Annotated in this window: 12 protein-coding genes; 7 read left to right on the top strand and 5 right to left on the bottom strand. The window is 52.7% G+C overall.

Annotated features, from left to right (window positions below; genetic code table 11):
- Positions 1-505: 505 nt before the first annotated feature.
- Complete coding sequence (locus C173_RS16635; RefSeq protein WP_036726532.1) at positions 506-1,747, bottom strand: MDR family MFS transporter; 1,242 nt, start codon at positions 1,745-1,747, stop codon at positions 506-508.
- 144 nt (positions 1,748-1,891) lie between these two features.
- On the opposite strand from C173_RS16635, the gene C173_RS16640 reads away from it, so the two are divergent.
- The gene (locus C173_RS16640) at positions 1,892-3,676 is read left to right on the top strand and encodes an ABC transporter substrate-binding protein (protein ID WP_036726533.1); all 1,785 of its coding nucleotides are present in this window, start codon (positions 1,892-1,894) and stop codon (positions 3,674-3,676) included.
- Positions 3,677-3,757: 81 nt separating this feature from the next.
- Here the strand turns inward: C173_RS16640 and C173_RS34685 are convergent, their stop codons facing one another.
- On the bottom strand, positions 3,758-3,931 hold the full coding sequence (locus C173_RS34685) for a hypothetical protein (protein WP_200869554.1): 174 nt from the start codon (positions 3,929-3,931) through the stop codon (positions 3,758-3,760).
- Between the two features lie 418 nt (positions 3,932-4,349).
- Between C173_RS34685 and C173_RS16645 the strand changes: the two genes are divergently transcribed.
- A complete protein-coding gene (locus tag C173_RS16645) occupies positions 4,350-5,570 on the top strand; it encodes an aminotransferase class I/II-fold pyridoxal phosphate-dependent enzyme (protein WP_036726535.1) in 1,221 nt (406 codons plus the stop codon).
- 114 nt (positions 5,571-5,684) lie between these two features.
- Positions 5,685-6,041, top strand: coding sequence for a hypothetical protein (locus tag C173_RS16650; RefSeq protein ID WP_051478104.1), 357 nt, complete (start codon positions 5,685-5,687; stop codon positions 6,039-6,041).
- 140 nt (positions 6,042-6,181) lie between these two features.
- Here the strand turns inward: C173_RS16650 and C173_RS16655 are convergent, their stop codons facing one another.
- The gene (locus C173_RS16655) at positions 6,182-7,132 is read right to left on the bottom strand and encodes an alpha/beta hydrolase (RefSeq protein WP_036726536.1); all 951 of its coding nucleotides are present in this window, start codon (positions 7,130-7,132) and stop codon (positions 6,182-6,184) included.
- 136 nt (positions 7,133-7,268) lie between these two features.
- Between C173_RS16655 and C173_RS16660 the strand changes: the two genes are divergently transcribed.
- Together C173_RS16660 and C173_RS16665 are read left to right on the top strand one after the other, a co-directional pair.
- Positions 7,269-7,805, top strand: coding sequence for an RNA polymerase sigma factor (locus C173_RS16660; protein ID WP_051478105.1), 537 nt, complete (start codon positions 7,269-7,271; stop codon positions 7,803-7,805).
- On the top strand, positions 7,802-9,184 hold the full coding sequence (locus C173_RS16665; protein ID WP_036726538.1) for a DUF4179 domain-containing protein: 1,383 nt from the start codon (positions 7,802-7,804) through the stop codon (positions 9,182-9,184). Before C173_RS16660 ends, C173_RS16665 begins: the two co-directional genes overlap by 4 nt.
- A gap of 423 nt (positions 9,185-9,607) precedes the next feature.
- Here the strand turns inward: C173_RS16665 and C173_RS16670 are convergent, their stop codons facing one another.
- Complete coding sequence (locus tag C173_RS16670; protein ID WP_051478106.1) at positions 9,608-10,882, bottom strand: APC family permease; 1,275 nt, start codon at positions 10,880-10,882, stop codon at positions 9,608-9,610.
- A 120-nt stretch (positions 10,883-11,002) separates the two neighbouring features.
- Here C173_RS16670 and C173_RS16675 point away from each other — a divergent pair, with 120 nt between their 5' ends.
- Together C173_RS16675 and C173_RS16680 are read left to right on the top strand one after the other, a co-directional pair.
- Positions 11,003-11,914, top strand: a complete 912-nt coding sequence (locus tag C173_RS16675; RefSeq protein ID WP_036726540.1) for a LysR family transcriptional regulator — start codon at positions 11,003-11,005, stop codon at positions 11,912-11,914.
- 35 nt (positions 11,915-11,949) lie between these two features.
- Positions 11,950-12,879 carry a tyrosine-type recombinase/integrase gene (locus C173_RS16680; RefSeq protein WP_051478107.1) on the top strand — a complete coding sequence of 310 codons (930 nt, stop codon included), beginning with the start codon at positions 11,950-11,952 and terminating at the stop codon, positions 12,877-12,879.
- Between the two features lie 267 nt (positions 12,880-13,146).
- On the opposite strand, the gene C173_RS16685 is transcribed toward C173_RS16680, so the two are convergent.
- Complete coding sequence (locus C173_RS16685) at positions 13,147-14,070, bottom strand: L-lactate dehydrogenase (RefSeq protein WP_036726543.1); 924 nt, start codon at positions 14,068-14,070, stop codon at positions 13,147-13,149.
- Positions 14,071-14,248: the final 178 nt, after the last annotated feature.

Raw genomic sequence — 14,248 nt, forward strand, 5'->3', positions numbered from 1 at the left:
TGGCGAAATGTAGTCGGAAAACCGACCACATTGGGCACTGGGATGGTCCCGTAGGCGGAATGTAATCGGAAAACCGATTACATTGGGCACTGGGATGGTCCGCGGGCGGAATGTAATCGAAAAACCGACCACATTGGGCACTGGGAGGGTTCGTGGGCGGAATGTAATCGGAAAACCGATTACATTGGGCACTGGGAGGGTTCGTGGGCGGAATGTAATCGGAAAACCGATTACATTGGGCACTGGGATGGTTCGTTGGCGAAATGTAGTCGGAAAACCGACCACATTGGACACTAGGAGGGTTCGTGGGCGGAATGTAGTCGGAAGACCGACCACATTGGGCTAGTGCAGCGGCGTTTAGTTGCAGTATAATTATTATTTGCGACATAATAATTATTATGTTAACTTATTAACGATCACAAGAGTTAAAACAATGATAAGTATATATTAATAAACCCCAAATCCGCTTTACGCAGGTCTGGGGTTTATTTTCGTCTCAAATAGCTCAAGCACCAAGCTTACGCTGCGCACTTACTTCAGCAAGCTCGCGGATGCGGAGTCTTTTATGCGCGGTAATCAGGAAAGGAAGGCCGAGCGCCGTGGTCAGCGCAAGCGGTACGAACACAGCTGGCCCGTTCAGAGCGCCGAACTGATCCAGCAGCAGTCCTCCGAGAATAGGTGCCATTACGCTGCCCAGATTATTGAAGCCGATCGTGCCGAAATAGGTGCCTTTCCACTCCGGCTTGGCAATCCGGTCGATCAGCATATCCATCATCGTGAAGAGCAGAACCTCCCCGACCGTGAACAGGACCACGCTGAACATCAGCAGGGGCACCCCTCCGGGCATTCCGAACAGCAGCAGACTAAGGGCTACGCAGACATTGCCCAGAATGAGCGGGATAATCGGCGCGAACTTGCTGGCTGTACGCACGATGGGATACTGTACGACCAGCACCGTGACTGCATTAAGCGACAGCATGTAAGAGAAGACTTGGCTGCCATTGCTGAAATGGGTGTTCATCGCCAGAAATTGCGCCAGTGTAGAGCTAAAGTGGCCATACCCGAGGACGCAGAAGATAGTTCCCAGCAGAACAGGCAGAAATACCTTATCCCTTCCGGTGACCGCGAGCGCATCGAGCAGCTTCGGCGTCCGCACTTCTCCATGAACAGGCAGGCTGGCACGGTGCACCGAGAATTGCAGGAACAGAACAAGTCCATAAGCGATATAGACGATCCCTGCGATCACGAACGGGAAGGTGGACTTGGCGGAGCCGAGTTGGAGGCCGATAATCGGGCCGAAGACCACACCCAGATTCACCGCGGCATATCGCAGATTGAAGACCAGCAGCTTTTGCTCCGGCGGGGTGATATCTGACAATAATGCCCGCGAAGTCGGTTCAAATACGGCGCGGCACAGTCCGTTGAGCGTGTTCACCAGGAAGAAGACCCAGATATGCTGCGCTGCCGAGAAGCCGAAGAAGACTAAGGCCCAGCCAAACACGGACACCAGCATAACGATCCGGCGCCCGATCACATCCGAGATATAACCGCCGTAGAAGCTGATCATTACCCCTGCCAGCGAGCTGACGGCCACCGTGAACCCGGTTTGGGTAGCGGAAGCTCCAAGCACCTGCGTGAGATAGATCGAGAGAAAAGGAATGCTCATTGAAGTAACCAGCCGGCCGAACATCGTGCCGATGATGATGGTCCAGGCCAGCGGGTGAATGTGGCGCAGATGTTGTTTCATTTGAATCCCTGTCTCCTAGTCAATGGTTTGAATTTGAAGCATGCTTCTTAGCGAATGATTATGTATAATTGTATAGAACAAAGGGGGAAATAAAAGTGTAAGAATTACATGTCACTTTTCACCTTTTAAAAGGAGCTTGAGAACATGGATACCAGCAGTACACATTATCTTTGTTTGACCGCAGCCCTGGCTCCGGCATATAACCTCCAGCAGCCGATTCCGGTGACGATTGAGCAGTTGACCGGTATCCTGTGCTGCACACCGCGCAATGTGAAGTTTATTCTGCGGAAGCTGGAGGAGCAGCAGCTGATTGCCTGGATACCCGGAAGAGGGAGAGGAAATCGCTCGCAGATGACTTTTTTGCGTCATATAGATGAGGTGCTGGAGGAGAGATTTCAGGAGCTGGTCAGCAAAGGCCGGATTAAGCCTGCCATCGAATTGATTGGTCAATACCCGGTTAACGAGCCGCTCAAAGAACGCCTGCTGGCGGTTCTCGATAAGCAAATGGGCTTCTGGAGAGAACCCGGCTCCATATCCGGGCAGGAGGTGCTGCGAATCTCCCGTAACCGTGCGATGGAGAAGCTGGACCCGGCCACCGTATACACCGCTTTTGAGACCTATTTGCTGGGACACATTTGCAGTACCCTGATTACCTATGATGCACAGAATGGGATCTTCCTGCCGGGTCTGGCTCATACATGGGAGGCTAACGAGAGCAATACAAGCTACCTGTTCTACCTGCGCAAGGGGGTGCGATTCCACCACGGCCGCATGATGACTTCACGGGATGTAAAAGAAACCCTCCAGCGTCTGATCGGGCTTAAAAGTCCGGCGATCTGTCATTTTGAAGACATCATCCATGTAGAGCTGGAGGGGGATTACGTTATCCGGTTTGATCTGGTGCAGCCTAATTTCTTCTTCCTGCATCTGTTCAGCTCGATCTATATGTCGATTGTTCCATACGATGTGGATTTCGCTGTGCATCCGGTCGGCACGGGGCCTTATCAGGTAGTGGATCTGAGTCAGGATGTGCTTGTACTCGGTGCCTACGATTTCTACTATGGAATACGCCCTTTGCTGGACCGGGTCGAGATCTGGTACCTGCCGCATTTGGCCTCGGGGGTACGACAATATCAGCTGACGGGTGCCAGTACCAGTCTGAACAGCTTGCCGGCAGCGGAGGACGGGAGGAGTCACAATATCGATTATCCGGCTGTCGGGTGCAGATACATTCTGTTTAATTTTAGAAAAGAAGGCGTACACCATCATCCTGCAGTCCGGCAGGCCATGCGTATCCTCTATAATCAGCTTGCCCTGATTCGTGAGCTGGGAGGCAACCGGATTATGCCGGCAGACAGCTTCCTTCCCTGGCAGAGCAGCAAGTATGAGTTCGCTGAGCCGCAATTGGAGGAAGCGCGGGCGCTGCTTGAGGAAGGCGGATACAGAGGAGAGGCAGTTAAGTTGGCCTACCGGGCCTGTAAAGAGGATCAGGATGAGGCGATTTGGCTGCAGGAGCGCAGCAGGAAAATTGGATTACAGCTTGAGCTGTATCCTTTAGGGGATTATGATCTGCCGGACTTGGTGAACCAAGCGGATCTTGTGATCTGCGAAGAAGTACTGGAGGATGACTGGCAGTGGGGGATGATTAATTATTTTCGCAATGAGTCGAATTATCTGCATCACCTGCTGCTGGACAGCCAGAAATCTGAGCTCACAGAGGTGCTGAAGCCTTTCGCCCGGCTGGCCGCCGGGGAGAGGGCAGAGGTACTGGAGCTGGCCGAAGGCAAGCTGAGAGATAACGCTTGGGTACTGTATGGCTGTCATATGAATAAAAAAGCGCAATTAAGTCAGAATCTGTTCGGACTGGAGCCCGGCTCCTTTGGATTTTTGGATATCTCCAAGCTGTGGGTGAAATCAGGGTTTCAGTAGGCACAAAGAAACGGTTGCTCTCCTGAAGGGGGGAGCAGGCCGTTTTTTTGTGCGTGATGCGGTTAGCGCTTAAGCCGTAGTTCAGACCGCTTGCTGCTGCTTGCCGTCACATTTCTTGCAGACCGTCAGCTTCTCACCCTCCGGGCCTTTACCGAAATACAAAAGCTTAATCCGGGTGCTCCCGCAGATCGGACAGGTGCCCCTGGCCCGGGAGGGGGTAGTGTAAAGTGCTTTACCGCGCTTATTCTTGGACATGTATATTCCCACTTTCATCTGTAATACTCTATCCTATGCCCGGGAGCCGGTAGCGATTCGACGGAGATGCATTTTTATTGCTGTATGGGGAGTCTCAGGAATTGGTGTATGTATTCTATTACATTGTAATAATCGAATACCTATGACCTTAATAACAAACAAAATCGCCTCCAAAAAACAGCGTATAACATAAATTATACGCTGTTTCACTTCAAATCGAATTTTATATCAATTCCCGCACTAGTTATCAGCTTAAATAGAGCGATTTCGGTAGAATAATATAATAATAATGGAATTAATACCCATACAATGAGTGTTGCAGAGAATTTGTCTGTTCTTTCTCCTCTTCGGAGTGTGGAACCCGTGCTATACTATCAAGTGGAAACGGCATTGAAAAACATACGCTGGAGGGAGTCCATTGATTCATAGTAGCAAGCAGCATAAATGGAGATCAGACAAACTGTCTCATCTGGGATCATCGATCTTTGCCGAGGTGGCGGCATGGAAGTCAGAAGCCCGGCAATCGGGACTGGACATCATCGATCTTGGAATTGGCAGTCCGGACCGGGCGCCTCTGCCGGAGATCCGTCAGGCATTAAGTCAAGCAGTACTGCGGGAAGACAGTTATGCCTATCCGTCATCCAAGGGGAGTACAGCGCTGCGCAATCAGGCGGCGAGATGGATGCAGTGGCGATTTGGCGCGGAGGTAGACCCGGAGGAGGAAATTGTGTCCCTGATGGGTTCGCAGGACGGGCTGGCGCATCTGGCCCTGGCCATCTGCAATCCCGGTGATCTGGCGATTGTACCTGACCCTGGTTATCCCATTTATTCAGGAGCGCTCGCAATAGCGGGGGTTAGGTCTTGGCCGCTGCCGCTTCTAGAGGAGAATGCGTTCCGGCCGGATCTGGAGAGTATTCCTGATGAGGTCTGGCGGGAAGCATCTTTTATGCTGCTCAGCTTTCCCGGCAATCCGATTTCGGTTACTGTGGATCTGGCTTATATGGAGCGGCTCGTGGAGCTTGCCCGTAAGTGGGAGGTGCTGGTCGTGCATGATCTGGCGTATTCAGAGATGGGCTTCGATGGTTACCGGCCGATCAGCATCCTCCAGGTACCGGGGGCGCGGGATATCGCCGTTGAATTTCATTCCTTCTCCAAAAGCTTCAACATGGCCGGATGCCGCATCGGCTTCATGACGGGCAATGCGCAGGCCGTCGGGGCGCTGCGGGAGCTGAAAAGCAATGTCGATTACGGTGTCTTCGAGCCGATTCAAGAAGCTGCGGTTGTGGCGTTGGAGCAGGCGATGGACTCCGGGTCGGACCAAGGAGTGGCTGCGCTGTATGAGCGGCGGCGGAACCTTGTGGTAGAAGCGCTGCATCTTGAAGGGTGGGCGCTGCCCTCGCCGGAAGCTACTATGTTTATTTGGGCAAGGCTGCCGGATGCCTATGGGAGTAAGGGTGAAGCCGGAAGCTCGCGCCGCTTCGCGCATGACCTGCTGCTGAGAACCGGAGTAGCGGTTATTCCGGGAGATGCTTTTGGCAGCCAGGGGGAAGGGTATGTGCGAATTGCACTGGTAGAGGAGGAAGAACGTTTGCTGGAAGCCGCCCGGAGGATCGGGGAGTTTCTGCGTTCGGGGAGATGAGGATGTGAGAAGTGCCATTGAGTAACATAATCAACATTATGTTAACTTTTATAATTCACTGATCTGAATTCGGGGTAATAAGGATCAACTACAGATTTTCAGGAGGTTGACCTTATGGGATTTAACATTGGAGGATTAGGCGATAAAATACAAGGAGTAGTCGGTTCCCTCAAAGAAGGGCGTGCCTACGAGCTGCTGCAGAAATTGCCGTTGGACAAGCTGCCTGTCGAGCAACTTCTGCAGAAGCTGCCGCTGGAGCAACTGCTATCGAGTTCTTTTTTGCAAAAGTTCACTCCCTTCGAGTCCTTGAAGGATCTGCTGCAAAAAGGAGGATTCTCTGCCGGATCAGCAGAGGAGATAAAATCGCTCCCGTCGGATCAGCTCGATGAGCATGTAGCGAAGACGACTTCCTTCGGTTCACTGAAGGATATGCTGATCAAAGCAGCGGAGTTCTATTCCCAGCGGAAATAGACGGACCGCAGGTTGCTTCGAAGCAGGTAGTCTAAACCGCACTGCTGCCAGTTCCGGCAACCTCATATATGTAAGCAAGCCCGCACTGGAATTCTCCGGTACGGGCTTGCTTTATTTTTACATAGTTATATTCTAGTGACTTAGTCCTTCAACCATGCCGTTGCCAGCAGCAAAGCTCCTTGGTTAGCCTTAGTGTCTGCCAGCGCGTTCAGCATCACGAAATCGTGGATAATGCCCTGGAAGCGCACAGCCGTAACGGGAACGCCTGCTTCGCGAAGCTTATTCGCATAGGCCTCCCCTTCATCACGAAGCACATCGGCTTCACCTGTGATAATCAAGGCTTCCGGCAGACCGCTAAGCTGGTCCAGACTGGCCCGCAGCGGAGAGGCCGTAATCTGTGCCCGCTTCTCAGGATCGGTGGTATATTGATCCCAGAACCATTTCATGCCTTCGCGCTGGAGGAAATATCCTTCTGCGAACTGATGATACGATTCGGTATCGAAGGAAGCATCTGTAACCGGATAGAAAAGCAATTGCTTAGAGATGGCCGGACCGCTGCGTTCTTTGGCCATCAGGGTGATGGCAGCAGTCATGTTACCGCCGACACTGTCCCCGGCGACACTCAGCCTGGATGCATCCAGGCCGTACGTGGAGCCTTCACTAGCAATCCATTCCAGGACTGCGTAGATTTCTTCAATGGCCGTAGGATATTTGGCTTCCGGGGACAGGCTGTATTCCGGGAATACCACGGCGGCGCCCGTACCCACAGTCAGCTCGCGGATGAGCCGGTCATGCGTGTGACTGTTGCCGAATACCCAGCCTGCTCCATGAATATAGAGAATGACCGGCAGGGAAGTACCGGAGGTGCCTACCGGACGGACAATGCGGACCTTCACTTCACCGCCGGGGCCGCCGGTTACGGTCAGATCCTGAAGATCTGCCTCGGGTTTTTCGATATCGCCAGCCTGGACGGTGTTGACCGTTTCGCGGCCTTTTTCCGGACCCAGATCGGGCAGGAAGGGAGGCTTGGCATTATCATCGGCGAATTTCTGAGCTGCAGGTTCAAGAATCACTCTTTTATGATCAGACATAGGTTACAGTCTCCTTCTTCTAGCAGATTAGGTCAAGCTCTTCTCATCCATAACCGCCTGACAAGTTTCTGAAACGTAAAGCGAACGGATGGCCCGGGTCAAAGCGTATATCAAGTAGAGAAAGGGGGAGCGAGCGTTGAAGGATTATCCCATCACAGAACAACAGGCCAAGGACATGTTTGAAGCACACTCCGCTTATATCTATGGTATTGCCCTTATGATGACCAAGCAGCGGGTGCTGGCCGATGATATTACCCAGGAGACTTTTCTGCGTGCCTTTGCAAAATATCATTTATATGATCCCTCCAGGCCGCTTCGGCCTTGGCTGTACCGGATTGCCGTCAATACGTCCCGTAATCTGTTACGCAGGAAGACCTGGATACAACTGCTGGCGGGCGTTCCTATAGAGGGAAAAGAGCACTCCGCCGAGAGCATCGCTCTGCATAGTGAGAATCAGCTGGAATTATGGCAGGCGGTCAGCCATCTGTCCGCGAAGCTGCGCGAAGTGATCTCCCTGCACTATTATGCCGGATTATCGCTTCCCGAAACCGCAGAGGTATTAAGTATTCCGCTGGGAACCTGCAAATCCAGGCTTCATGCGGCACTGCGCAAGCTGAGAGAATGCGGTGAACTTGACCCCGGTGTGCTGATGATGAAGGAGGGGCTTAAATGACGACAGTTAAGGACAGGCTGGATGTTGAATCCGAAGTATTATCCGCTCAATTACAGAAGGAAGCAGAACACATCATACACAGTATGCCTTCTTCTGTTGATTTTGATGAATTGTGGCAGCTACATACTGGAGGAGTAGGGAAAGCCCCAAGAGGCAGACATCGGTTATCATCGTACAGGAAGTGGGTCATCGGCGTCACAGCTGCGCTGGCTGTTACAGCTGGATCCATTACCGGGATCGGATTCGTCTCGCCCAAGGTTGCAGAGGCGCTGCGCGTCATTCCGTTCTTCGATTATTTGTATGCTAAAGGTGGGGATCGAGAGGGATTGAAGCCCATTGAAGAGAAGCATCTAAGCAGTCCGACAGGTGCGGTCATTGCAGATCAAGGAATAACCTTCCATCTGGTAGAGGAATATTACGATGGTATATCATTGGTGCTAAATTATGAGGTAACCTATCCGTCATCGTCAGAGCCTATTACCGGCAAAGAAGCGGCAGTCTTCTATAAGCTTAATTTTGAAGGGTATCATCCACAAACGATATCAACCCATGACTTCACAATTACAGGAGACCATACCTTCGTAGGTACAACCCGTCTAAGCTTTGGGGATAAGGATCTGCCTGATCAGCTAAGATTAAATATGAGTATCGACTGCATAGGGACGACGAGGGGGAACTGGGATTTATCTGTCCTGCTAGATAGGGCTAAGAGTAACGCGCTGAGCACTACCGTCTATCCCAAGAATCTGGATTTCATGTATGATAACTCACTATATACTGTAGACAAGCTGACCCTGGGTCCTGTAACTTCGCAAGTTATTGTGATGAACAGGTATCCTGATACATGGCTTAATGTAATGCTAGAAGATGATATTGGAACCTTATATATGAATCAAGGTGGAGATGGGGCCACCAATGACTACTACTATTTCAACTTCTCACCGCTGACAGCGCTCAATCCTAAGCCGGCCTATGTGAACCTGATCGTTACTGAACCCCCGAAAAATGGAGAAGCCAAGCAAGCGGAGGACCGTCAGCGCCTGAATGGATCTTTCCCTATAACGCTGCAGGGTGATGAAGGAGGAACGGTAACGGTGACTTCCGTTGACTATGAGGAAAAGCAGACGGTCGTATATTATGAGGCCAGTCAGGTCACGAGCCAGAATACCCCGCTTCGGTTAGAGGAGGAGCAGGACAAGGATCATCCGATTTTCCCCAAAGGACAGCCGGTGCGCATTAGCCGGGATAAATTAGCCTTTAAGCTGATTTTCCCGCCGGTGCAGCCATCCGATCAGCTCGAAATTGTGGCCAATTCCTTCACTTATACGAAGGATATACAACAGTTCCGTCTTCGCATTCCAATTGAGTGGACCCAATAGCTGCTGAAATTCAACGCTTATAAAAGAAAGGCCGCGCCGTCCTGTTATGGATGGCGTGGCCTGTTTGCGGTTGTAGAGGAATTTTACGAACACAATGGGCAGTGCGGAGGCGTGCAGGCCAAAGGGTTGGAAGCACAGCCCACAGGTTATTTTGTTTAATGCACTTAAGAAATAACGAAAAGCAAAAAGAAGCGGAGGGGAAATTTGGAACTGGAGGAGCGAATGCGTCCGCCTGAAAGCTTTCCGCAGGAAAGCTCGCTATCTACAGCATAGGCTTGGTTTGGATTTCTACCGCGAAGAGCGGTTTTAATTAGGAAATCCAAACTGGGCAGCGGCCGGAGGGACAAATGTTCACCGCAGCGACGACCAAGCTTCGAGTCCCACTCCAAAGCGTGTAGCAGTAAAGTAACAGTAAATCCCCCCTCACCGCTCACCCACACGCCTAGCCCCGGATCTCCAATAGTCCACCCCGGCAAACGCCGCCGTAATCAGCAGCGGGTAGAGAATCGCCCAGCCTGTGAACGGGAACACGGCAAGTGTGGCGGCGAAGGAAATGACGCTGATCGTTACGCCTGCACGGCTGCCGCGCAAGAGGCGGATTCCGGCGGCACAACCCCCAATATAGGTAAGAATGAAGGTGGCGTTGGGGAAGGTGATCAGTGTGGTTATCGAGAGCGCCCCGCTGCCGTAGAGCGATAATATCAAGGTGAAGCAGAGCGCCAGGAAGCCGATGGCCCCCACAGGCGTCTGATAACGATTGGATAAAAGGCCCATCCAGCCCGGAGCATAACCTTGCCGGGACAAGGCATAAGCCACGCGTGAAGCCGCACCTGCATAGGCAATGATCGTCGCCGTGCAGATGAAGAGACCGGTGAGTCCGGCGATGAAGCCTCCCCATGCCCCCAGCGGCTGGCTGATGATCCATAGCAGGGAGTTATCTGCCCCGCCGTGCAGATAGCTCTGCGTACCTACGGTAGCAAGTGCCGAGAGGAAATACAGGACACCGACAATGATGGCCGCGATGGTCACACCCTTAACCGCAGCCCGCTCAGGTTCCTTGAACTCTTCCGACAGATGCGAGACTGCTTCCCAGCCGATGAAGCACCAGAAGAGGATCGCCGCCGCCTGCCCGACACTCATCCAGCCATGCGGCGCAAACGGAGTGAAGTGAGCACGCTCCATCCTTGGAAGCGCAGCGGCAAAAGAGAAGACCAGTACGGCAACAATAGCGATCACCACAGCAATTTGCACTTTACCGGCGACCTGCATGCCGATCCAGTTCGTTAGGAGTCCAATGACCAGCATCCCGGCGGCAAGGGCGATTCTGGCCGGATCGCCCCAGCCCATCGCTGCGGTCATGTATCCTGCACCGGTCAATGCGGCGACTGGCGCACCGATCGGAACGGACAGCAGGAAGAACCAGCCGACAAGGGCCCCGGCCTTCGGCCCGAAGGCTAGAGTAACGAAGTGGGAGACGCCCCCGGCGTTAGGGAACTTGGCAGAGAGCAGGCCCATGGATAAGGCAAGCGGAAGAATGAGCAGGGTCATGAAGCCCCAGGCCAGCAGCGAAGCCGGGCCAGCCATCTCGGCTGCGAGTCCGGGGACAATTAATACCCCCGAACCGAGGACAGCCCCGATGTATAAGGCAACGGCCTGAGGCATGCCGATGGTACGTTGTAACGAGGTGTGTTTCTTCATATGTATAATCCCGCTTTCCTTGTATTTAGTTATAGAGTATCAGATAATAGATCCATTGGAAAAACGGAATTATCAAATAACATCCATTCAAAAAACCGATGGATCAAAGGAAGGTCCGCTATGGAATCGAAGCATCTGTTCACCTTTCTCGTTGTGGTAGAGACCGGCAGCTTCACCCGCGCTGCGCAGAAGCTGGATTATGCCCAGTCCAGTATTACCGCACAGATTCAGGCTCTGGAAGCAGAGCTGGGGCAACCCCTGTTCGACCGGATCAGCAAAAAGATTATGCTTACCGATGCAGGCCGCCGCCTGCTGCCCTATGCCCAGGAAATCTCCAAGATGCACACGATGGCTGAGAATGCCCTCCGGTCTGAGACCGAAATCGCCGGTTCGCTGCGGATCGGCGCACCGGAATCCCTGGCGGCCTTCCGGCTTCCCGGAATTATCAAGGATTTCCGCAGCCGTTATCCGCAGGTGCAGATTACCCTGAAGCCGGGGGCCTGCTGGGAGCTGACCGAATTCATCCGCTCCGGGGAGCTGGATCTGGCCTTCCTGCTACAGCCGGAAACAGAGTATAAGGATATATACTGTGAGACGCTGATTCATGAAGCTATGGCTCTGGTGGCGCCGCTGGATCATCCACTGCTGGAGCTTGCTGAAGTGGAGCCGCATCAGCTGAAGAACGTAACGATTCTGCATACCGAAGCGGGCTGCACCTACCGCACCTTGTTTGAACGTCATCTGAACAGCCACGGTGTCTTTCCTGATCCGAATCTGGAGTTCTGGAGCATTGAAGCGATCAAGCAGTGCGTGATGGCCGGACTCGGTCTCTCTTTTCTGCCGCAGATTACGGTGAAGCGCGAGTTGGCGGAAGGCAAGCTGGGCCGGCTGAACTGGAATGACCAGTCGCAGCGGGTGGCCACCCAGATCGCTTACCATAACAAGAAATGGAAGTCTCCTGCGCTCAGCGAATTCCTCAGAATGGTAGAGAAGCATGCTGCCGGATGGAGGGAAGCTACTGCGGAGGAATGATATAATAGTTGTACTTAAGAGGGAGGGAACAGATCATGAATGAGCTGGAACGAACATACGAAGAAGAGCTGGAGGCCTTCCTGATCTGGATGAAGGATGCCGGTTATACAGCACATACCCAGAAATCCTACCTTGCGGATGTGCGGGAATTCCTGGACCATCTGAACGGCAAGGAGCTAGGAACGGTTAAGAAGCTGCATGTGGTGTCCTATCTGACCTCGGTCCGTGAGCGGGGAGTCAGCGATGCCACCCGTAACCGCAAGCATGCCTCGGTTAACTGTCTGTTCAAGGCACTGTCCGAGCTGGAGCTGTTATCTATTAACCCGGCGGCAGGGATCAAGAAATCCAAGACCGACAAAAACCGTGAGCCGGTCTATCTGGAGGAGAAAGAGCTGGAGCGGTTCCTCTCAGCGGTGGACGGCAAGTACAGAAGCCGCAATCTGGCGGTCTTCCTGCTTATGTCCTATATGGGGCTGCGGGTAGGGGAAGTACATACGCTGAATCTGAGTGATTATAATGTAGACCGACGTACTCTGCGGGTCTTCGGCAAAGGGCGAAAATGGCGGGGCATACCGGTTCCGGAGGATGTAGCCCCGTATCTCGATCAGGCGATTGCGGACCGGCTGGTCCCTTGGCGCAGCAAAGAAGAGGCCATGTTCATCTCGCAGAAGGGCCGCAGATTGTCGATCCGGGGAATTCAGGGCATTGCTGCGGATACCTTCAGCCGCTTCCAGAGTGAGCTGCCCTCTTCCCAGCAGCGTGCCTATTCGAGCCATAAGCTTCGGCATTCGTTCGCCACTATGCTGCTGCGCAAGGGCGCGGATCTGCGGACGGTGCAGGAGCTGCTGGGTCACTCTTCCATTCAGACAACTACAGTCTATACCCATATCACGAGCCGGGAGAAGGAAGAGGCGATGTCCCGACTGCAAATCAGCAGCGCTGATAAGCTGAGTGGTAGCCTGTAATCGAACTGTCTAGCATTATTATCACTTGAACTATGAATTTTTGTTCATATCCTAACGCATAAATTACATGCAATGTGCATTTTAATGATGACAACTTGTCTATGAATTGCTACCATGAGAAAGGGAAAAACGGAGATGAGAAATCAACCGCATAATTCGCTTTAGTCGCTTAACGCGTCTTCGCGGCTTGTAAATGCTTGGATGCTTAGATTTCAAAAAAAGGCCGCCAATCCCTGCGGATTGGCGGCCGGCTCGTTCCGGCTGGAATTATAGCTCCAGCTTGGTAATTTCACTCTTGAGCTTGTCAGCGGACTGCTGGAATAAGCTCTGTTCTTCTTCGCTGAGCGGAAGATCAAGCACCTCACGCACACCGGAGCGGTCCACAACACACGGAGCGCCGAGGAACACATCGGAGACGCCGTTGTAATTGTTCAGTAGTGTAGATACATTCAGAACGGAGCCTTCATTGTTCAGGATGGACGCTACAATGCGGTCCAGTGCAAGCGCGATGGCGTAGGAGGTCGATCCCTTGGCATCGATAATCTCGTAAGCGGCATTCTTCGTATCCTCGAAGATTTCTTTGCGTTCGGCTTCATCGAAGCCCAGATCAATCCCGGCGACATTGGCGAGACTCCAGACCGGCAGCTCGGAATCGCCATGCTCCCCGATGATCTGTCCATGGATGCTGCGCGGGTCAATCTCCTTGTGCTTCCCGATCAGGTAACGGAAGCGGGCGCTGTCCAGTACCGTTCCTGAGCCGATAACCCGTCTGCGGTCAAAGCCGCTGATCTTCAGGGTGGCGTATGCCAGGATATCGACCGGGTTGGTCGCAATCAGCAGGATCGCGTGCTGGTTGTATTTCGTGATTTTCTGGATGATATCTTTGAAGATCGAGATGTTCTTGCGGAGCAGGTCGATCCGGGTTTCACCAGGCTTCTGGGAGGCTCCGGCAGTGACGATAATAATGTCGGCTTCGCGGCAATCCTCATAGGTACCGGCCCAAAGCTTCACGCCTCCTACAAAAGGCATACCATGGTTCATATCCAGCGCTTCACCAAGCGCCTTCTGGTGGTTCACATCGATCAGTACAAGCTCGGGCATGCGCTTACGCAGCAGCAGCGTATAGGCTGTAGTGGTTCCGACTGCACCGGTACCGATGACTACAACACGATTGGGCTTAAATGGGGCCATGTCAAATCTCCTCCAGCATTTGTATTTTGGTAGTATAAGGAAGGCAGAGCCATTCCACTTGCTGTCCAATCTTATCCATCATAATCGCTAGGGATAGTGTTTTCAAGCTATCCGTTTTTCATCCATTACCCGTAATAGGGTAAGCTAACAACGATTTTTCTGTTATCCACTCAACCAC

The organism is Paenibacillus sp. FSL R7-277 (assembly GCF_000517965.1).
Lineage (GTDB): Bacteria > Bacillota > Bacilli > Paenibacillales > Paenibacillaceae > Paenibacillus_AQ > Paenibacillus_AQ silagei.